Origin of the sequence: Streptomyces caeruleatus, assembly GCF_001514235.1 — a bacterium.
Classification (GTDB): Bacteria; Actinomycetota; Actinomycetes; order Streptomycetales; family Streptomycetaceae; genus Streptomyces; species Streptomyces caeruleatus.
Genome location: NZ_KQ948927.1, coordinates 34,002 through 53,055, shown reverse-complemented (window position 1 = coordinate 53,055; position 19,054 = coordinate 34,002). Strand labels below are relative to the sequence as shown.

Below are 19,054 nucleotides of genomic sequence, written 5' to 3'. Positions count from 1 at the left end.
GAACCCGTACGAACGGCCCCTCACCCTTCCCGGTGAGGGGCCGTCGTCGTACAGTCGCAAGCCGATGTAGAACTGACGGAGCGTCAGGAGGCGGACATGCGGCTCGGGCTCGCACTCGGTTACTGGGGTCGCGGCCCCTCCACGGACCATGCGTCCCTCGCGCAGGAGGCCGAGCGGCTGGGCTACGACTCGGTGTGGACCGCCGAGTCCTGGGGTTCGGACGCGTTCACGCCGCTCACCTGGATCGCCGCGCAGACGTCAAGAATCAAGCTGGGTACGGCCGTTGCGCAGATGGCCGCCCGGTCGCCGACCACGACCGCCATGCACGCCCTCACCCTCGACCACCTCTCCGGCGGGCGCATGATGCTGGGGCTCGGGCTGTCGGGGCCGCAGGTGGTGGAGGGGTGGTACGGGCGGCCGTTCCCCGCCTCGCCGCTGACCGCCACGCGCGAGTACGTCGACATCGTACGGCAGGTCCTGCGGCGCGAGGCACCCGTCGAGCTCGACGGGCGTTTTCACTCCCACCCGTATCGCGGCCCGGACGCCACCGGTATCGGGAAGGCGCTGAAGCCGATCACCCATCCCCTGCGCGCCGACCTCCCGGTGCTGCTCGGCGCCGAGGGCCCGAAGAACGTCGCGCAGACGGTCCGGATCGCCGACGGCTGGCTGCCGTTGTACTGGTCGCCGAGCAGGCCGGAGGTGTACGGGGACGCCGTACGCGACCTCCCTCAGGGCTTCCTCGTCGCGCCCATGGCCAGGGTCCAGGTCTGCGACGACGTCTCCGAGGGGCTCCTTCCCGTCAAGGTCATGCTCGGCTTCTACATCGGCGGCATGGGGCACGCGGCCCGTAACTTCCACGCCGACCTCATGGCGCGCATGGGGTACGAGGAAGAGGCGCGGCGGATTCAGCGGCTGTTCCTGGAGGGCCACCGGGAGGAGGCCGTGCGCGCCGTCCCGGACGCCTTCGCCGACGAGATCTCCCTCGTGGGGCCGCGTGAACGCATCGCCGAGCGGCTGGAGTTGTGGCGGAAGGGCCCGGTGACGGATCTGCTCGCCCTGTCCCCCGACCGGAACACGTTGCGTGTGCTCGCCGAGCTCAACTCATAGTCCGGCACGGCGGGTTTCATCCGGGATTCAAGGGCTACCCGCAGGGCATGTCCCCTCGATATCGCACTGGTGCCCATCAGGCCGGCACGGTCATAGCGATCGTCGCCGACGTCATGGCCCTCATCCTGGGCCTCTGGATCCTGATGTACCTGCTGGACGCCAACCGCGCCAACGATTTCGTCCAGTTCGTCCACGACGTGGCCCGCTGGCTGGCGGGATGGTCGCACGACCTGTTCACGTTCGACGAGGAGTGGGCGAGGGTGGTGGCCGGTTACGGCCTGGCGGCGGTGGTGTACTTGTTCGTGGGCCACGCCATAGCCAATCGAGTCCACCGCCACTGAAACGCCCCGAAAGGGGCGCGGGCCTGTATCAATATGCGGCTCCGCCGCGTGGGCGCGACCAGCCACAACGAACCCGCACCCGCCGCACAGCAGAACCACCCGAGCTCTCAGGCGCAACAATCCGGGTCAAGCCCCGTCGGCAACTGCTCCCCACCGAACACCGCACACGTCGCCTCATGCCCACCCAGCGCGGCCACGGCCAGCAACAACGACCCGGCCGTCCAGGTGGTCAGCTCCCGGGGCCAGACGGCGTCGTCCTCGAAGACGTACCCCGTCCAGTACAGCCCGCTCTCCGCATCCCGCAGGTGCTGGATGGACTGGAGGATCTCCAGGGCCCGGTCGGACTCCCCCATCGCCCAGAGCGCGAGGGCGAGTTCGGCCGACTCGCCGCCCGTGACCCACGGGTTGGGCACGACGCACCGCACCCCCAGCCCGGGGACGACGAAGCGTTCCCAGCCTTCCTCCATCCGGGACTTGGCCTCGGCGCCGGTCAGCGCGCCGCCCAGCACCGGGTAGTACCAGTCCATGGAGTAACGGTCCTTGTCCAGGAACCGCTCCGGATGCCGCCGGATCGCGTGCCGCAACGCCCCCGCCGCCAACTCCCAGTCCGGCTGCGCCTCTTCCCGCTGCTCGGCGATGGCCAGCGCGCACCGCAGGGCCTGGTGGATGGAGGACGAGCCGGTCAGCAGGGCGTCCGCGGTCGCCGTACCGTCGTCGTCGCGCCGCCAGCCGATCTGTCCGCCGGGCTGCTGCAGCTGAAGGACGTACTCGACGGCCGCGTACACGGACGGCCACATGCGGTCCAGGAACGTGTCGTCGCCGGTGGAGAGGTAGTGGTGCCAGACGCCTACGGCTATGTAGGCGACGAAGTTGGTCTCGCGGCCGGTGTCGGTGATGTCGTCGTGCGCGCCGTCCGCGTAGGCGGCGTACCAGGAGCCGTCCTCGTTCTGGTGGGTCGCCAGCCAGGTGTACGCCTTCTCGGCGGCCGTGTGCTCACCGGCCGTGTCCAGGGCCATGGCCGCCTCGACGTGGTCCCACGGGTCGAGGTGATGCCCGCGGAACCACGGGATCGCGCCGTCCTCTCGCTGCACGGCAAGGATCCCCGCCACGGTGGCGGCGGCCTGCTCGGCGGTGAGGACCCCGGGCAGGACGAGGTGTTCTGTCCGGGGAGTGGTCACCGCGCGTCCACCGCCGGGAGGTGGGGCTTGGTCGCGTACGCCACGAAGCTCTTGCCGATCAGGGGGTTGAGGGCCTGCTCGGCCACCCTCGTCGCCAGCGGTTTCTTCATGATGTCCCAGACCAGCAGCTTGTGGTACGCCCGCACCGCCAGCGCCTTGTCGTTGTCGACGCCGAACGCGCACTTCAGCCACCAGTAGGGGCTGTGCAGGGCGTGGGCGTGGTGGGTGCCGTACGGCTTGAGGCCGGCCTCGCGGATCTTGGCCAGCAGCTCGTCCGCCTTGTAGATGCGGATGTGGCCGCCCTCGACCTCGTGGTAGGCGTCGGACAGGGTCCAGCAGACCTTCTCGGGGCCGTACCGGGGGACGGTGATGGCGATGCGGCCGCCGGGCTTCAGCACCCGGACCATCTCGGCGAGTACGCCCTTGTCGTCCGGGATGTGCTCCATGACCTCGGAGATGATCACGACGTCGAAGGACTCGTCGGGGAAGGGGAGGGCCAGGGCGTCGCCCTCCATCGCCGTCGCGGTGGCCCCTTTTGGTGCCTCGCCCGCTTCCTTCATCGCCGCGAACCACTTCGCGACCTCGCGGATCTCCTCACCGTTCTGGTCCAGCGCCACGACCTGGGCGCCGCGCCGGTAACACTCGAACGCGTGCCGGCCGGCGCCGCAGCCGAGGTCCAGGACGCGGTCGCCCGGGGCGAGCGGGAACCGGGAGAAGTCGACGGTCAGCACGTGGGCCTGCTTTCGCGGTCGGAACGGTGGGCGGGGCGGGGGGCGTGGGTGCCGTGGTCACGGCCGACGCTCATGAGGCGGCCTCGGTCATGTGCACGGCCTCGCTGTCCCTCACGGTCCGGGTCACGCCCGCGGGACCGTCGGCCTGCGCAGCCTCGGGCCCCGGCGGGGTGCCGGTCCCCCTTGCCGGTGCGCCCTGTGCGCCCTGCGCGCCCGGTGCGCCCTGCGCGGAAGGGCCGGGAGGCAGGGGCGCGGAGCGGGGGGTGCCGGCCGGGGAGCGGCGTGGGCCGTCGCCCGCCGAGTCGGCTATGGCCTCGCGGTAGCGGCTCACCGTGCCCTCGGCGGCCTTGGCCCAGGTGAAGTTCCGCAGGACGCGGTCACGGCCGGCCGCTCCCAGGCGGTCGCGGAGTTCAGCGTCGCCCAGCAGTCGGCTGAGCGCGGCGGCCAGCGCCCCGGGCTCCCCCGGCGGCACCGCCAGACAGGTCTCGCCGTCGCGCCCGGCGACCTCCGGGATGGCCCCGCCGGTCGTGGCGACCAGCGGCGTTCCCGTGGCCATGGCCTCGGCGGCCGGCAGGGAGAAGCCTTCGTACAGCGACGGTACGCAGGCGACCTGCGCCGAGCGGACCAGATCGACGAGTTCGGCGTCGGAGATGCCCTTGACGAACTCGACGGCGCCTTCGAGGCCGTACCGTTCCATCGCCTGGGCGACCGGGCCCTCCTCGGGGCGCTTGCCGACGACGACGAGGTGGGCGTCGGGGTGCTCGGCGCGGACCTTGGCGAGTGCCTCGACGAGGAAGACCAGGCCCTTGAGCGGGACGTCGGCGCTGGAGGTCGTGACGATGCGGCCGGGGATCTGCCGTACGGCGGGATCCGGCGAGAACAGGTCGGTGTCCGCGCCGATGTGCACGACGTGGATACGGTCCTGCTGTACGCCGAGATGGTCGACGATCTCCGCCCGGGAGGTGCCGGACACCGTCAGCACGGACGGCAGGCGGCGGGCCACCCGCTTCTGCATGCGGGTGAAGGCGTACCACCGGCGCACCGACAGCCGCCGGCGCCGGCTCTCGGCCGCGTCCAGCTCCAGTTGGCGGTCGACGGTGATGGGGTGGTGGATGGTGGTGACGAGGGGCGCGCCGACATCGCCCAACAGCCCGTATCCCAGCGTCTGGTTGTCGTGCACGACGTCGAAGTGCCCCCGCCTGGCCCGCAGATGGCGGCGGGCGCGCAGCGAGAAGGTCAGCGGCTCGGGGAAGCCGCCGGTCCACATGGTCGCCACTTCCAGCGCGTCGACCCAGTCGCGGTACTCGCCGCGGCCCGGGGTGCGGAAGGGGTCGGGCTGGCGGTAGAGGTCGAGGGAGGGGAGTTCGGTGAGGGTCAGCCGGCCGGCGTACTCCGCGCCCTCGTCGAGGACGGGGTAGGGCTGGGAGCCGATGACCTCGACGCGGTGGCCGAGGCGGGCGAGTTCGCGGGAGAGGTGCCGTACGTAGACGCCCTGGCCGCCGCAGAACGGGTTCCCTTTATAGGTGAGAAGCGCAATGTCGAGCGGTCGCTCGCCGTCGGCGGCAGGGTCCTGTGAGAGCCCGGCCTCCCTGGCCTCAGCGGTCACTCCGGACCCCCTTCTCCCTGCGTTCTCCCTGCGATGTCCCGCGAGATTACGCGGGACGCTAATCTAGAACAAGTTTCAGACTTGATCGTTCAAGAGGCTCTGAATCTACCGGCAGGTAGCGCCGCTGTGAGCGATGGATCGGGTGATTCACGCCACGGCCGACGCACTGGCATGCTCTGTCCGGTCACTCAGCCTCACCGACTGTCACGGAACGGGATCCATGCCTGCGGAAGTCAGTAGCGCGAGCCCCTCCTCACCGCCTCTCACCGAGCGGCAGGAGGCCCGCCGCCGACGCATCCTGCACGCCAGCGCGCAGCTCGCCAGCCGGGGCGGTTTCGACGCGGTGCAGATGCGGGAGGTCGCGGAGTCCTCGCAGGTGGCGCTGGGCACGCTGTACCGCTACTTCCCGTCCAAGATCCATCTGCTGGTCGCCACGATGCAGGACCAGCTGGAGCACATGCACGGCACGCTGCGCAAGAAGCCGCCGCACGGGGAGACGGCGGCGGAGCGGGTGGCGGAGACGCTGATGCGCGCCTTCCGTGCCCTGCAGCGCGAGCCGCACCTGGCCGACGCGATGGTCCGCGCCCTGACCTTCGCCGACCGCAGCGTCTCCCCCGAGGTCGACCAGGTCTCCCGGCAGACGACGGTGATCATCCTGGACTCGATGGGGCTTGAGAACCCGACACCCGAGCAGCTCTCCGCCGTCCGCGTCATCGAGCACACCTGGCACTCGGCCCTGATCACCTGGCTGTCGGGCCGGGCCTCGATCGCCCAGGTGAAGATCGACATCGAGACGGTGTGCCGGCTGATCGACCTGACGGCCCCGGAAGGGCACAGGTAAAAGGGCACAGGTAAAACCTACGAGACGGGTTCCCTTCGCCGGTATTGTCCGGATCAGGTTCTGGGGGTCGCCTTCCGGCCCTGCTGCTGCCTTCCGGCCTCTCAGCCCGGACCGTCGACGTCGGCACCGGCGGAAACCGTCTGCTTCCTGCCAGCGTCGGCTACTCCGGTTCGGACTCCCTCACTCGTCCCGTAGGCCACTACCAGGATAGAACTCCCAAGCCCATATGGAACACCCCAAATAGGATATTTTTCACTATTCCTCCGGCGGGAACACCGGCTCCCCACTCCCCAGCACCGTGATCACGATCGCCTCCACCGGGCAGCTCTCCGCCGCGGCCAGGATCTTCTCGTTGGCGTCCGTCTCCGGGTCGGCCGGGTGGGACTGGCGGGCGGTGTCGAGGTGGAAGCCGTCGGGGGCGTGATGGACGCACTGGGCCGAGCCGATGCACACCGACCGGTCTACCTCGATGTGCCAGCGGTCGCCCATCCCCTACGCCTCCCAGCCCGCCGGGAGGTGGATCATCTTGTGCTCCAGGTACTCGCCGAAGCCCTCGGGGCCGAACTCCCGCCCCAGGCCGGAGTTCTTGTAGCCGCCGAAGGGGCCCAGCATGTCCAGGCTGAAGGTGTTCACCGAGTACGTTCCGGTACGGACCTGGCGGGCGACCTCGATGCCGTGCCCGGTGTCGGCCGTCCAGACGCTGCCGCTCAGGCCGTAGTCGGAGTCGTTCGCGATCTTCACGGCCTCGGACTCGTCGCCGTAGGGCAGCAGGCAGATGACGGGGCCGAAAATCTCCTCTCGCGCGATCCGCATGGAGTTGTCGACGTCGCCGAAGAGGGTCGGCTCGACGTACCAGCCCTTGTCCAGACCGGCCGGACGCCCGCCGCCGGTGAGGATCTTGGCGCCCTCCTCCTGGCCGATCCGGATGTAGTCGAGGTTCCTGCGCTGCTGCCGCTCCGCCACCAGCGGGCCCACCTGGGTCGCCGGGTCCAGCGGGTCGCCGACCACCAGCGCGCCGGCCGCCGCGGCGAAGGCCTCGGCGAACTCGTCGTAGCGGGAGCGCGGGAGCAGGATCCGGGTCTGGGCCACGCAGGCCTGGCCGTTGTTCATCCAGGCCGCCGGGACGACTCCGGCGACGGTCGCCGCGACGTCCGCGTCCGGCAGGACGACGGCCGCGGACTTGCCGCCCAACTCCAGTGTCACGCGGGTGAGATTGCGGGCCGCGACCTCCATGACGCGCTTGCCTGCGGCGACGGAACCGGTGAAGGAGACCTTGTCGACGGAGGGGTGCCCGACCAGGTACTCGCTCACCTCGCGGTCGGCCGGGAGGATGGACAGGACCCCCTCCGGCAGCCCGGCGTCCTTGGCGATCTCGGCGAGGAGATAGGCGTCGAGCGGCGATTCCGGGGACGGCTTCAGCACCACCGTGCAGCCGGTGAGCAGCGCGGGCGCGAGCTTGGCGGCGGCGACGAACTGCGGGACGTTCCAGGGGACGACGGCCGCGACGACGCCGACCGGCTCGCGCCGGACGAGGATCCTGCCGAGGACACCGTCGCGCCGCTCCTCGTACGTGAAGTTCCGCGCGACCGTGATCGCCGCGTCCCACACCATCATCGCGCCGAGCGCCTGCGCGAGGACGCTCCAGGAGTACGGGGAGCCGTTCTCGGCGGAGATGACGCGGGCGATCTCCTCGTGCCGTACGGCGATTCCGTCCTTGATGCGGGTGACGACCTCGATCCGCTCGTCGAGGCTCATCCGCGGCCAGGGTCCCTCGTCGAACGCCTTCCGCGCCACCGCGACCGCCCGGTCGACGTCGGCGGGCGAGGCGTGCGGGACGCGTCCGATGACCTCTTCCGTGTGCGGCGAGACGACCTCGATGACGTCCTGGCCCAGGGGGTCGGTCAACTCCCCGCCGATGATCAGCTGTCCGTGTTCCACGAGCTCGGTCATGGCCGACGCCTCCTGCGGAGCTGGAGCGGATTCCTTGGTTTCTGACGCTGTTTCAGGAACTGATACCAGTTCCACCCGGAGGAGTCCACGGACCGCACACGCCTCCCGCCCACTTGGTAGGTGACTCGGGCTCCCATCGAAACCCGTTCTAGTTATAGTGACCGGGAGTCCTTCACGGCCGGGACATGTCGCGGCGATTGGGGAGCCCATGGCGACGGTGTACGACCACGGCGGCGGCGTGAAGTCCATCCAGGTCCCCATCCCGGACAACCCGCTCGGCCACACGCTCGTGTACGTCGTCGACACCGACCGCGGCCCGGTGCTCGTCGACACCGGCTGGGACGACCCGACGTCCTGGGACACGCTCGCCGAAGGGCTCGTGGCCTGCGGCACCGCGCCCGGTGACATCCACGGCGTGGTGATCACCCACCACCACCCCGACCACCACGGCCTGTCGGGCACGGTGCGCGAGGCCTCCGGCGCGTGGATCGCGATGCACGCGGCGGACGCGGCGATCGTACGGCGCACCCGCGCGACCCGGCCGGGGCGCTGGTTCTCCTACATGGCGGCCAAGCTCACCGCGGCCGGCGCCCCCGACGCCCATGTGGCCCCCCTGCGCACCGCCCACCGCCCGAGCACCCTCCCCGGCCTCTCCCCCGCCGCCCCCGACCGCGAGATCGTCCCCGGCGAACTCCTCGACCTCCCCGGCCGCCGCCTGCGCGCGATCTGGACGCCGGGCCACACCCCCGGCCACGTCTGCCTGCACCTGGAGGAGGAGCACCCGGCCCGGCTCCCCGGCCACGGCCGCCTGTTCTCCGGCGACCACCTCCTCCCCGAGATCACCCCGCACATCGGCCTGTACGAGGACCCCGACGACACGACTGTCACCGACCCCCTCGGCGACTACCTCGCCTCCCTCGAACGCGTCGCCCGCCTCGCCCCCGCCGAGGTCCTCCCGGCCCACCAGCACACGTTCACCGACGCCCCCGCCCGCGTACGGGAGTTGCTGACCCACCACGAGTCCCGCCTCACCGACCTCCAGGCCCTCCTCGCCGAACCCCTCACCCCCTGGCAGCTCGCGGAACGCATGGAGTGGAACCGCCCCTGGTCCCATATCCCCTACGGCTCCCGGAACATCGCCATCGCGGAGGCCGAGGCCCATCTGCGCCGGCTGGTGAAGCTGGGACGGGCGGAGGCGGTGGCGGGGAGCGAGCCGGTGACGTACGTGGCCTCGGCCCGTCCGTCGCTGTAGCCCCGCCGGCCCGCCGCCGCTCACAGCCTCCCCTCAGCCGCTTGGCTACGGGCCGGTAGAGTGGCCGCGTCGTCATCACACCCGTACGTACAGGGGGAAGCCGGTGCAAATCCGGCGCTGACCCTCCCCCAGTGCCTTGAGGGCCTGGGTGGTACCCCCATCGTGAACCGGTCGTAGCAGGCCGGTGAGCCGGATCGCCCCGTACGGATTCGTGACCGGCTCACGTGCCCCGGCAGCCCGCCGGAGCGCGGCACCGTCGAGGTATACGGAGCCGAGCCGCCCGGGGGTCTTCCCTGTGCTGCCCGGCCCCTTGAGGGAAGGGCATCCGCCGATCATGTACGTCCGCCGCAGCGCCGCGGTCCTGGCCGCCGTCACCGTGATCGGCACGGTCACGCCCGCCTTCGCCGCCGACCCGTCCCCGTCGCCGTCCGTCGCCCTCCCGTCCGGGCTGTACGGCACCACGGACCCCACGTACGACGGCGTGTGGCGCCAGTCGCTCGCGCTGCTCGCCCAGGACACGGTGGACGTGAAGCCGGCCGCGAAGGCCGTGGAGTGGCTCGCCGGGCAGCAGTGCGCCGACGGCGGGTTCGCCCCGTTCCGTGCCGACGTCTCGAAGGCCTGCGACGCGAAGACGCCGGTCGACACCAACAACACGGCCGCCGCCGTCCAGGCGCTCGCCGCGCTCGACGGCCACGACACGGCGACCGGCAAGGCGGTGGAGTGGCTGAAGTCCGTGCAGAACAAGGACGGCGGCTGGGGGTACATGCCGGGCGGCGCGAGTGACGCGAACTCGACGTCCGTCGTGATCGGCGCGCTCGCCGCCGTCGGTGAGAAGCCCGCGGACGTGCGCAAGGCGGGCAAGTCGCCGTACGACGCCCTGCTGAAGCTGTCCCTGCCGTGCGGCGACGAGGACGCGGGGGCGTTCGCGTTCCAGCCCGACAAGAAGGGCGCGCTGGCGGCCAACGCCGACGCGACCGCCGCGGGCGTGGTCGGCGTCCTCGGCCAGGGGCTCGTGGCGGCCGCGGGCAAGGCCCCCGCGAGCACCCGGAAGTGCCTCGGCGGCAAGACCCCGACGCCCGCCGACGCGGCCCTCAACGGTGCCGTCCACCTCGCCCGCGGCATGAGCGGGACCGGCTACCTGAAGTCCGTGCTGCCCGGGGCCAAGGACCAGCCGGACTACGGCAACACCGCCGACGCCGTGGTGGCGCTCTCCGCCGCGGGCCTGACCCAGCGGGGCCGGGAGGTCCTGGTCTGGCTGGAGCAGCACTACGCCGCGTGGGCCGAGCAGAGCGGTCCCGCCGCCTACGCCCAGCTGATCTTCGCCGCGCACGCCGCCGGCATCGACCCGCGTGACTTCGGCGACACCGACCTCGTCAAGCAGCTCAACGCGACGGGGCCCGCCCCGCAGTCCGCGTCCGCGCCGAACGCGTCGGTCACGGCGTCGGCGAAGCCCTCCGAGGACGAGGAGAAGGAGGACGGCGACAGCCCGTTCGGCGTCTGGTGGTACGTCGGCATCTTCCTGGTCGTCGGCATCGGCATCGGCTTCCTGCTCAGCGGCCGCAACAAGGGCAAGTGAAGGTCACCGTGATCCGCCGCCGCGCTCTCACGCTCGTCCTGGCCGTACTGGTCGTCCTGACCGGCGCCGCCCAGGCGCAGGCGACCGGTTACCGCTACTGGTCCTTCTGGGACCGCGACGGCGAACGGTGGACGTACGCGACCCAGGGCCCCTCCCTCGCCCGCCCCTCCGACGGCGACGTCCAGGGCTTCCGCTTCGCGGTCAGCGAGGACTCGAACGACGCCGCCCGGCCGAGGGGCGCCGCCGAGTTCGCCGTGATCTGTGCGCGGACGCCCGCGCGGGACGGCACGAAGCGGGTGGCTCTGGTCATCGACTTCGGTACGGCCGCGGACGCCCCGTCGGGGGAGGCCCCGCCGGCTCGCCGTACCGCGTGCGCGCGGGTGTCGCCGGAGGCGACCACGGCGGAGGCGCTGGCCGCTGTGGCGAAGCCGCTGCGGTACGACACGAACGCTTTGTTGTGCGCAATCTCGGGGTATCCGGCGAAGGGGTGTGGGGAGCCGGTGGTTGAGGGCGAGCAGAAGAAGGAGGCGTCGGGGGCCTCGGGCGGCGGTCCGTCTCTTGGCCTGGTGGCCGGGATCGCGGTGGTCGTTGTGCTGGGGGCGGCGGGGGTCTGGCAGGTGCGGCGGCGTAGGGATGGGTGAGGGCTCCGTAGGAAGGGGGACGAAGGGTCGTTCCGAGGGTGCGGCGCCATCGTGGCTGGTCGCGCCCACGCGGCGGAGCCGCACATGTCACAGCCCCGCGCCCCTTCAGGGCGTTGTCCATCCCGGCGCCTGGTGGCTTTGGGCTCTCTCCCTCGGGGTTGCCGCCACCCGGACCACGAACCCCCTCCTCCTCGCCCTCCTCATCGCGACCTCGGCCTACGTGGTGGCGACCTGTCGCTCGAACGCGCCCTGGGCCCGCTCCTACGCCGCCTTCGTGAAGCTCGCCCTTGCCGTGCTGCTCGTCCGGCTCTTCTTCGCCGTGGCCCTGGGGTCCCCCATCCCCGGCACGCACACGGTCGTCACGCTCCCCGAAGTGCCTCTCCCCGACTGGGCGCAGGGGATCCGTCTGGGCGGCGCGGTGACGGTGGAAGCGCTGGTGTTCGCCCTGTACGACGGGCTGAAGCTCGCCACGTTGCTGATCTGTGTGGGCGCGGCGAACGCGCTCGCGAACCCCGCCCGGCTGCTGAAGTCGCTCCCGGGCGCGCTGTACGAGATGGGCGTGGCGGTGGTCGTCGCGCTCACCTTCGCGCCGAACCTGATCGCCGATGCCCAGCGCTTGCGGGCCGCGCGTCGGCTGCGTGGCCGACCGGACCACGGTATCCGCGGTCTCCTGCAGGTCGGGCTGCCGGTGCTGGAGGGCGCGTTGGAGCGTTCGGTCGCTCTGGCCGCGGCGATGGACGCGCGCGGTTACGGCCGTACCGCACAGGTGCCGGCCGCCGTCCGCCGTACCACCACCGCCCTCACCCTCGGCGGTCTCCTGGGCGTCTGCGCCGGAACGTACGGCCTGCTCACCGCCCAGGGCGCCGCCTACGGCCTCCCCGTCCTCCTCGCCGGCCTGGCCTCCGCGCTGGCCGGCCTGTGGCTCGGGGGCCGCCGCACCCCGCGTACCCGCTACCGCCCCGACCCGTGGGACGCCCGTGCCTGGCTGGTCACCGCCTCCGGCGTCGCGGTCGCCGCGCTGCTCACCCTGGCCGCCTCCCGGGACCCCGGGTCACTGCACCCCGGCGTCATCCCCCTGACCGCCCCCACCCTCCCCCTCTGGCCCGCAGCAGCCGTACTCCTCGGCCTCCTGCCCGCCTTCCTCACCCCCAAGGAGCCGTCGTGATCCGCTTCGAGGACGTATCGGTGACCTACGACGGCGCCCTCGAACCCACCGTCCAGGGGATCGACTTCGAGGTGCCCGAGGGCGAGCTGGTTCTGCTGGTCGGCCCGTCGGGTGTGGGCAAGTCAACGGTGCTCGGGGCCGTCAGCGGCCTTGTGCCGCACTTCACCGGCGGTACGCTGCGCGGTCGTGTCACGGTGGCGGGCCGGGACACTCGCAGTCACAAGCCCCGCGAGCTGGCGGACGTCGTGGGCACGGTCGGCCAGGATCCGCTCTCCCACTTCGTCACGGACACGGTCGAGGACGAACTCGCGTACGGCATGGAGTCGTTGGGGCTCGCCCCTGACGTCATGCGGCGTCGTGTCGAGGAGACCCTCGACCTCCTGGGCCTCACCGGCCTCCGCGACCGCCCCATCGCCACCCTCTCCGGCGGCCAGCAACAACGTGTCGCCATCGGCTCGGTCCTCACCCCCCACCCCAAGGTCCTCGTCCTCGACGAGCCCACCTCCGCCCTGGACCCCGCCGCCGCCGAGGAGGTCCTCGCGGTCCTCCAACGCCTCGTCCACGACCTGGGCACGACGGTTCTGATGGCCGAACACCGCCTGGAACGGGTCATCCAGTACGCCGACCGCATAGCCCTCCTCCCCACCCTCACCGTAGGCACCCCGGCAGAGGTCATGGCCGTCTCTCCGGTCTACCCACCGGTGGTGGCGCTGGGCCGCCTGGCGGGATGGTCCCCCTTGCCCCTGACGGTCAGGGACGCCCGCCGCAAGGCAGCAGGCCTACGTCAACAGCTGGAGGAGCGGGACACCAACGCCTCAAACGGGCGCGGGGCTGTGACATGTGCGGCTCCGCCGCGTGGGCGCGATCAACCACCCACAACCCGCACCCGCCAACGCCCGACACCCCCCACCCCATTGGGCGCCCCCCACCGCTGGTTCAGGCGCAACAGCACCGCAACCACCCAAACCACCCCCTACGCAGCCCAAATACAGGCCCTCTCCGTAACCCGCGCCCACATCCACGCCCTACGCCACGTAGACCTCACCGTCACCCCCGGCGAGACCATCGCCCTCATGGGCCGCAACGGCGCCGGCAAATCCACCCTCCTCAACACCCTCGTCGGCCTGGTCCCGCCCACCACCGGCTCGGTCCACGTCGACGGAGCCGTCCCCCACGAGACCGCCCCGAAGGACCTCGTACGCCGCGTGGGCCTGGTCCCCCAGGAACCCCGCGACCTCCTCTACGCCGACACGGTCGCGGCGGAGTGCACGGCCGCGGACCAGGACGCCGGCGCGGCCCCCGGCACCTGCCGCGCCCTCGTCGCCGAGCTCCTCCCCGGCCCGGGCATCGCGGACGACACCCACCCCCGCGACCTCTCCGAGGGCCAGCGCCTCACCCTCGCCCTGGCCGTGGTCCTGACCGCGAACCCGCCCCTTCTCCTCCTCGACGAACCGACCCGCGGCCTGGACTACGCGGCGAAGGCCCGGCTCGTCACGCTGCTGCGCGACCTGGCCGCCCGGGGCCACGCCATCGTGCTGGCCACGCACGACGTGGAGCTGGCCGCCGAGCTCGCGCACCGGGTCGTCCTGCTGGCCGACGGTGAGGTGATCGCCGACGGCCCGACCCCGGAGGTCGTCGTCGCGTCCCCGTCCTTCGCCCCGCAGGTGGCCAAGATCCTGGCCCCGCAGAAGTGGCTCACGGTCGCCGAGGTGCGAGAGGCCCTGTCATGACCGGCGGCCGGGGCACCCCCCAGACCACCCCCCAGAGCCCCCCGAGCCCCCCGAGCCCCCAGGCCCGAGCCGTCCGTCTCGGCCCCCGTTCCGTCACCGCCCTCGCCCTGGTCAGCGCCGTCGGCTTCGCCGCCTTCGGGTGGCCGTTCCTCGCGCCGCCCGCCTCCCAGCTGAGCGCGCACGCCCAGGACGCGCCTTGGCTGTTCTCGGCGCTGCTCGTCCTCCTGGTCGCGGTCGTCTCCGCCACGATCTCCGAGTCGGGGATCGGCCCGAAGGCGGTCGCGATGCTCGGGGTGCTGGCGGCGACGGGGGCCGCGCTGCGGCCGATCGGGGCGGGGACGGCCGGTATCGAGCCGATGTTCTTCCTGATGGTGCTCAGCGGCCGGGTCCTCGGCCCGGGGTTCGGTTTCGTCCTCGGCGGGGTGACGATGTTCGCGTCGTCGCTGCTGACGGGCGGCGTGGGGCCCTGGATGCCGTTCCAGATGCTGGCGATGGGCTGGTTCACGATGGGCGCGGGCCTGCTGCCGGGCCCGGACCGCCTGCGCGGGCGGGCGGAGCTGCTGATGCTCGCCGCGTACGGCTTTCTCGCGGCCTTCGTCTACGGCACGATCATGAACCTCGCGGGCTGGCCCTTCATGAGCGCGCTGGCCTCGAACGTGGCCTTCGACCCGACGGCGGCCGTTCCCGCGAACCTCGCCCGTTTCGTCGCGTACTGCCTGGCCACCTCGCTCGGCTGGGACCTCGGCCGGGCGCTCGTCACCGTCGTACTGACCCTCGCGCTCGGCCCGGTGATCCTGCGCGCGTTGCGCCGGGCCACCCGCCGTGCGGCTTTCGAGAGCCCCGTCACGTTCGACGCTCCCGCAGGGTGAGGAGCTCCGCGCACACGGTCACGCCCTCACCCCCTCTCCGGTGAAGCACCCCACATGACCCACATCACCTACTATTCACGCTAGTCGGGCAAATAGGACGCCATGTCCACGCCATAATGCGCCCTGACCTGCACATTGAGAGCCAGATCACACGAACGACCTTCGTCCCGCATACGACCACAACTAGCAAATGCCCTCATTGCGGACGCCTTCCCGGCCTGGTTCTGTGGATGACGTCGCACGGCGCCGACGTGCCCTCAGGGCCGCGGCGCCAACGTATGCCCCCGCCTCGCATCGCATCGCGTGGCTCCGGCATGCCCGCGATCCGACGTCCCCGAAGAAAGGCTCCCCGTGACCGTGTCCGTCGCTTCCTCCTTCCGCCGCATCTCCGCCCCGAAGAAGACCCTCACCGGTGTCGTCCTGGCGGCCGCCACCGCCGGCACCCTGTTCGCCGCCGCGCCCTCGCAGGCCGCGACGACCGAGACCGGCTCGGCGCAGCAGATCGCGCAGAAGATGATCTCGGACTCGGCCCAGTACCAGTGCTTCTCCAAGATCGTGGACCACGAGAGCGGCTGGAACGTCAGCGCCACCAACGCCTCCAGCGGCGCCTACGGCCTGGTTCAGGCCCTGCCGGGCAACAAGATGGCCTCGGCCGGCTCCGACTGGAAGACCAACCCGGCCACCCAGATCAAGTGGGGCGTGGACTACATGAAGGACCGCTACGGCAGCCCGTGCGGCGCCTGGAACTTCTGGCAGTCGAACGGCTGGTACTGAGCCGACACCGCCAGACGGAACTGAAGGCGGCGGCCCCCGATCCCCGGGGCCGCCGCCTTCGCCATGCCTGCTTGTCCTGCTTGTCCTGCTGCCTACTTCCGTTCCCCCGCCACCGCGTCGACGGCGAAGCCGACGGCCGCGAACGTGACGGCGAAGAGCAGCACCATCACGACGTGCCGCGTGTTGCCCGGATCGGTCAACGCCGGACCGGCGCCCCAGGAGACTGCCACGGCCGCGGCGATCGGCACCGATCGCTTCATGATCTTTCTTCGCACAGGGGCGAGGGTAGCCCAAGAGGTCTCGGGGGAGGCAGGAACGGGGCGTAGGGATAGGGGGTGCTCCTGCCTCCCTCGGGACAGGTCAGCCGTGCCGGTCGTCAGCCGGTGCTGACCTGCAGTTCCTTCACGCCGTTGATCCACGCGGAGCGCAGGCGGCGAGGGTTTCCGACCAGTCGCAGGCCGGGCATCGCGTCGGCCACGGCGTTGAAGATGAGGTCGATCTCCAGGACCGCGAGGGACTTGCCCAGGCAGTAGTGGGGGCCGCCCCCGCCGAAGCCGAGGTGGGGGTTGGGGTCGCGGGTGATGTCGAAGGCGTCGGGATCCTCGAAGACCTCGGGGTCGTGGTTCGCCGAGGCATAGAAGATGCCTACCCGCTCACCCTTCTTTATGCGCTTTCCGCCCAACTCCGTGTCCTGAGTGGCCGTCCGCTGGAAGGACACGACCGGCGTCGCCCAGCGGACGATCTCCTCGGCCGCCGTCGCCGGCCGCTCCCGCTTGTACAGCTCCCACTGCTCGGGGTGGGTGAGGAAGGCGTGCATACCGTGGGTGATGGCGTTGCGCGTGGTCTCGTTGCCCGCAACCGCCAGCATCAGCACGAAGAACCCGAACTCGTCCGAGCGCAGGTTGCCTTCACCCTCGGCTGCCACCAGCGCGCTGACGATGTCCTTCGCCGGGCACGCCCGCCGGTCGGCGGCCATGTTCATGGCGTACGCGATGAGTTCGGTGGCCGACTCCTGGCCGACCTCCTCGGTGATGGCGTACTCGGGGTCGTCGTACGCGATCATCTTGTTGGACCAGTCGAAGATCTTGGCCCGGTCGTCCTGCGGGATGCCGATGAGCTCGGCGATGGCCTGGAGAGGCAGTTCGCAGGCGACCTCGGTGACGAAGTCGAAGGGGCCGGAGCGGTCGCGAGCGCTCGCGGCGATGTTCAGCGCCCGCGTCCGCAGCCGTTCCTCCAGGGCGCGGATGGCCCGTGGCGTGAAGACGCGCTGGACGATCTGGCGGACCCGGGTGTGCTCAGGCGGGTCCATGTTCAGCAGGATCAGCCGCTGCGCGTCGATCGCGTCGCGCTCGATGTGCTCGTTGAAGCGGATGATCGCGGTGTTGAGGGTGGACGAGAACAACTCCGGGTGCGTCGAGACGTACTTGACGTCCGCGTGCCGCGTCACCGCCCAGTACCCCTCGTCCTGGAACCCGGCCACGTTGCCCGACTGCGGGATCCAGCGGACCGGTTCGGCGCGGCGCAGCTCGGCGAACTCCGGGAGGGGCACGCGGTGGTGCAGCACATCGGGATCGGTGAAGTCGAACCCGTCGGGAAGCGCTGGACAGGGCATGGACAGCTCCTGACGGTCCATCAGCAAAGAGGGTCCCCGTGACGGTAGTAACGGGTTCTACAACTGGCAATAGCCACGGACGTCCCAGTTGCCTGCACACCCCTTGCCGTCACTGAACCTTCGTCAGCACACTGCAAGACAGAACTAGAACGCGTACCAGTTCCGTCCCCGTTCCGCCCCCGATCCGCCCCCGATCCGCCCTGACTCCGCAGAGCCCTCGGAGAGGACCCGCACCCATGGCTGCCGAACCCGTGATCGTCGAAGCCGTACGCACCCCGATCGGCAAGCGCGGCGGCGCGCTCGCCAACCTCCACCCCGCCTATCTCCTGGGCGAGACCTACCGCGAACTCCTGGGCCGCACCGGTATCCCCGCCGACTGTGTCGAGCAGATCGTCGGCGGCACGGTGACCCACGCCGGCGAACAGTCCATGAACCCCGCGCGCACGGCCTGGCTGACCATGGGCCTGCCCTACGAGACGGCGGCGACGACCGTCGACTGTCAGTGCGGCTCCTCGCAGCAGGCCTCGCACATGACCGCCAACATGATCGCGGCGGGCATCATCGACGTCGGGATCAGCTGCGGCGTCGAGGCCATGTCCCGGGTGCCGCTGGGGTCGGGATCGAAGCACGGCCCCGGAAAGCCGTTCCCTGATGAATGGAACGTCGACCTGCCCAACCAGTTCGAGGCGGCGGAACGCATCGCCCGCCACCGTGGCCTGACCAGGGAGAACGTCGACTCCCTGGGCCTGCTCTCGCAGGAGCGGGCGGCCGCCGCCTGGGCCGAGGAACGCTTCAAGCGGGAGACGTTCGCCGTCCAGGTCCCCACGACCGAGGACGAGCAGCGCGCCGGGCAGGGCATGTGGCGGCTGGTCGACAAGGACGAGGGCCTGCGCGACACCTCCATGGAGGCCCTGGCGGGACTCAAGCCCGTCATGCCGACGGCCGTCCACACGGCGGGCAACTCCTCCCAGATCAGCGACGGCGCGGCGGCCATCATGTGGGCGTCGAAACGCATGGCCCGCGCCCTGAAGCTGCGGCCGAGGGCGCGGATCGTGGCCCAGGCCCTGGTGGGATCCGACCCGCACTTCCACCTCGACGGGCCGATCGACGCGACGAAGGCGGTACTGGGGAAGGCCGGGATGTCCCTGAAGGACATCGACCTCGTCGAGATCAACGAGGCCTTCGCGTCCGTCGTGTTGAGCTGGGCGCAGGTCTTCGAGCAGGACCTGGAGAAGGTGAACGTGAACGGCGGCGGGATCGCCCTCGGACATCCGGTGGGGGCCACCGGGGCCCGTCTGATCACGACCGCGCTGCATGAACTGGAGCGTGCGGACAAGGAGTTCGCGCTGGTGACGATGTGCGCGGGGGGCGGGCTCGCCACCGGGACGATCATTCAGCGGTTGTAGCCGACGTCCAGGTGACGAAGGTGGTGAACGCGGCGGGGTCGAGGGTGACGATCGGCCCCGCCGGGTTCTTGGAGTCGCGGATGGCGATGGTGGTGTGGGGGGTTTCGGCGATCTCGATGCATTCGCCGCCCTGGTCGCTGCTGTGCGAGGACTTGCGCCAGGCCAGGGCGCCGAGCGGCACGCACTCCACGCAGTTGCCGCCCTGGTCGCCGCTGTAGCTGGACTTACGCCACCGAATCCCCATCGGGATCACGTTGCTCGCCATAACGCCCCTC

General features: G+C 71.1%; 19 protein-coding genes. 11 read left to right on the top strand and 8 right to left on the bottom strand.

Features of this window, described 5'->3' with window-relative positions; translation table 11 throughout:
• The first annotated feature begins 96 nt into the window (after positions 1 to 96).
• Positions 97 to 1,107 carry an LLM class F420-dependent oxidoreductase gene (locus AQJ67_RS12645; RefSeq protein WP_062718637.1) on the top strand — a complete coding sequence of 337 codons (1,011 nt, stop codon included), beginning with the start codon at positions 97 to 99 and terminating at the stop codon, positions 1,105 to 1,107.
• Positions 1,108 to 1,154: 47 nt separating this feature from the next.
• On the top strand, positions 1,155 to 1,448 hold the full coding sequence (locus AQJ67_RS12640; RefSeq protein WP_062718636.1) for a hypothetical protein: 294 nt from the start codon (positions 1,155 to 1,157) through the stop codon (positions 1,446 to 1,448).
• A 107-nt stretch (positions 1,449 to 1,555) separates the two neighbouring features.
• Here AQJ67_RS12640 and AQJ67_RS12635 read toward each other — a convergent pair whose 3' ends face one another.
• The 3 genes from AQJ67_RS12635 to AQJ67_RS12625 all read right to left on the bottom strand — a co-directional run bounded on the left by AQJ67_RS12635 (position 1,556) and on the right by AQJ67_RS12625 (position 4,963).
• Positions 1,556 to 2,626, bottom strand: a complete 1,071-nt coding sequence (locus tag AQJ67_RS12635; RefSeq protein ID WP_062718634.1) for a prenyltransferase/squalene oxidase repeat-containing protein — start codon at positions 2,624 to 2,626, stop codon at positions 1,556 to 1,558.
• Positions 2,623 to 3,357, bottom strand: a complete 735-nt coding sequence (locus tag AQJ67_RS12630; RefSeq protein WP_062718633.1) for a class I SAM-dependent methyltransferase — start codon at positions 3,355 to 3,357, stop codon at positions 2,623 to 2,625. Before AQJ67_RS12630 ends, AQJ67_RS12635 begins: the two co-directional genes overlap by 4 nt.
• A 70-nt stretch (positions 3,358 to 3,427) precedes the next feature.
• Positions 3,428 to 4,963, bottom strand: coding sequence for a glycosyltransferase family 4 protein (locus tag AQJ67_RS12625; RefSeq protein ID WP_244190446.1), 1,536 nt, complete (start codon positions 4,961 to 4,963; stop codon positions 3,428 to 3,430).
• 220 nt (positions 4,964 to 5,183) lie between these two features.
• On the opposite strand from AQJ67_RS12625, the gene AQJ67_RS12620 reads away from it, so the two are divergent.
• Positions 5,184 to 5,804 carry a TetR family transcriptional regulator gene (locus AQJ67_RS12620; RefSeq protein ID WP_062718632.1) on the top strand — a complete coding sequence of 207 codons (621 nt, stop codon included), beginning with the start codon at positions 5,184 to 5,186 and terminating at the stop codon, positions 5,802 to 5,804.
• A 255-nt stretch (positions 5,805 to 6,059) separates the two neighbouring features.
• Here the strand turns inward: AQJ67_RS12620 and AQJ67_RS12615 are convergent, their stop codons facing one another.
• Both AQJ67_RS12615 and AQJ67_RS12610 read right to left on the bottom strand, forming a co-directional pair.
• The gene (locus tag AQJ67_RS12615) at positions 6,060 to 6,293 is read right to left on the bottom strand and encodes a ferredoxin (RefSeq protein WP_062718631.1); all 234 of its coding nucleotides are present in this window, start codon (positions 6,291 to 6,293) and stop codon (positions 6,060 to 6,062) included.
• A 3-nt stretch (positions 6,294 to 6,296) separates the two neighbouring features.
• Positions 6,297 to 7,754 (bottom strand): aldehyde dehydrogenase, encoded by a 1,458-nt coding sequence (locus tag AQJ67_RS12610; protein ID WP_062718630.1) that lies wholly within the window; start codon positions 7,752 to 7,754, stop codon positions 6,297 to 6,299.
• 208 nt (positions 7,755 to 7,962) lie between these two features.
• Between AQJ67_RS12610 and AQJ67_RS12605 the strand changes: the two genes are divergently transcribed.
• From AQJ67_RS12605 to AQJ67_RS12570, 7 genes are all read left to right on the top strand, one after another.
• Entirely contained in the window at positions 7,963 to 9,006 is a 1,044-nt protein-coding gene (locus tag AQJ67_RS12605) for a Strvi_7410 family MBL fold metallo-hydrolase (protein ID WP_062718629.1), read from the top strand.
• 334 nt (positions 9,007 to 9,340) lie between these two features.
• Positions 9,341 to 10,582 carry an SCO2321 family membrane protein gene (locus AQJ67_RS12595; protein WP_062718627.1) on the top strand — a complete coding sequence of 414 codons (1,242 nt, stop codon included), beginning with the start codon at positions 9,341 to 9,343 and terminating at the stop codon, positions 10,580 to 10,582.
• Positions 10,579 to 11,223, top strand: a complete 645-nt coding sequence (locus AQJ67_RS12590; protein ID WP_425264148.1) for an SCO2322 family protein — start codon at positions 10,579 to 10,581, stop codon at positions 11,221 to 11,223. Before AQJ67_RS12595 ends, AQJ67_RS12590 begins: the two co-directional genes overlap by 4 nt.
• Positions 11,216 to 12,388: an energy-coupling factor transporter transmembrane component T gene (locus AQJ67_RS12585; protein ID WP_079055930.1), complete on the top strand. Its 1,173-nt coding sequence runs from the start codon at positions 11,216 to 11,218 to the stop codon at positions 12,386 to 12,388. The genes AQJ67_RS12590 and AQJ67_RS12585 overlap by 8 nt, the downstream gene beginning before the upstream one ends.
• Positions 12,385 to 14,118 (top strand): ABC transporter ATP-binding protein, encoded by a 1,734-nt coding sequence (locus tag AQJ67_RS12580; RefSeq protein ID WP_062718626.1) that lies wholly within the window; start codon positions 12,385 to 12,387, stop codon positions 14,116 to 14,118. The genes AQJ67_RS12585 and AQJ67_RS12580 overlap by 4 nt, the downstream gene beginning before the upstream one ends.
• On the top strand, positions 14,115 to 14,987 hold the full coding sequence (locus tag AQJ67_RS12575; RefSeq protein WP_062718624.1) for an ECF transporter S component: 873 nt from the start codon (positions 14,115 to 14,117) through the stop codon (positions 14,985 to 14,987). Before AQJ67_RS12580 ends, AQJ67_RS12575 begins: the two co-directional genes overlap by 4 nt.
• A gap of 357 nt (positions 14,988 to 15,344) precedes the next feature.
• A complete protein-coding gene (locus AQJ67_RS12570) occupies positions 15,345 to 15,761 on the top strand; it encodes an aggregation-promoting factor C-terminal-like domain-containing protein (protein ID WP_062719327.1) in 417 nt (138 codons plus the stop codon).
• Positions 15,762 to 15,853: 92 nt separating this feature from the next.
• Here AQJ67_RS12570 and AQJ67_RS47620 read toward each other — a convergent pair whose 3' ends face one another.
• Both AQJ67_RS47620 and AQJ67_RS12565 read right to left on the bottom strand, forming a co-directional pair.
• Positions 15,854 to 16,021, bottom strand: a complete 168-nt coding sequence (locus tag AQJ67_RS47620) for a hypothetical protein (protein WP_159058762.1) — start codon at positions 16,019 to 16,021, stop codon at positions 15,854 to 15,856.
• 116 nt (positions 16,022 to 16,137) lie between these two features.
• Entirely contained in the window at positions 16,138 to 17,373 is a 1,236-nt protein-coding gene (locus tag AQJ67_RS12565) for a cytochrome P450 (protein WP_062719326.1), read from the bottom strand.
• Between the two features lie 236 nt (positions 17,374 to 17,609).
• Here AQJ67_RS12565 and AQJ67_RS12560 point away from each other — a divergent pair, with 236 nt between their 5' ends.
• Positions 17,610 to 18,779, top strand: coding sequence for a steroid 3-ketoacyl-CoA thiolase (locus tag AQJ67_RS12560; RefSeq protein ID WP_062718623.1), 1,170 nt, complete (start codon positions 17,610 to 17,612; stop codon positions 18,777 to 18,779).
• Here AQJ67_RS12560 and AQJ67_RS12555 read toward each other — a convergent pair.
• Positions 18,763 to 19,044 (bottom strand): DUF397 domain-containing protein, encoded by a 282-nt coding sequence (locus AQJ67_RS12555; RefSeq protein ID WP_062718622.1) that lies wholly within the window; start codon positions 19,042 to 19,044, stop codon positions 18,763 to 18,765. The two genes, AQJ67_RS12560 and AQJ67_RS12555, sit on opposite strands and share 17 nt — an antisense overlap.
• Positions 19,045 to 19,054 lie beyond the last annotated feature (10 nt).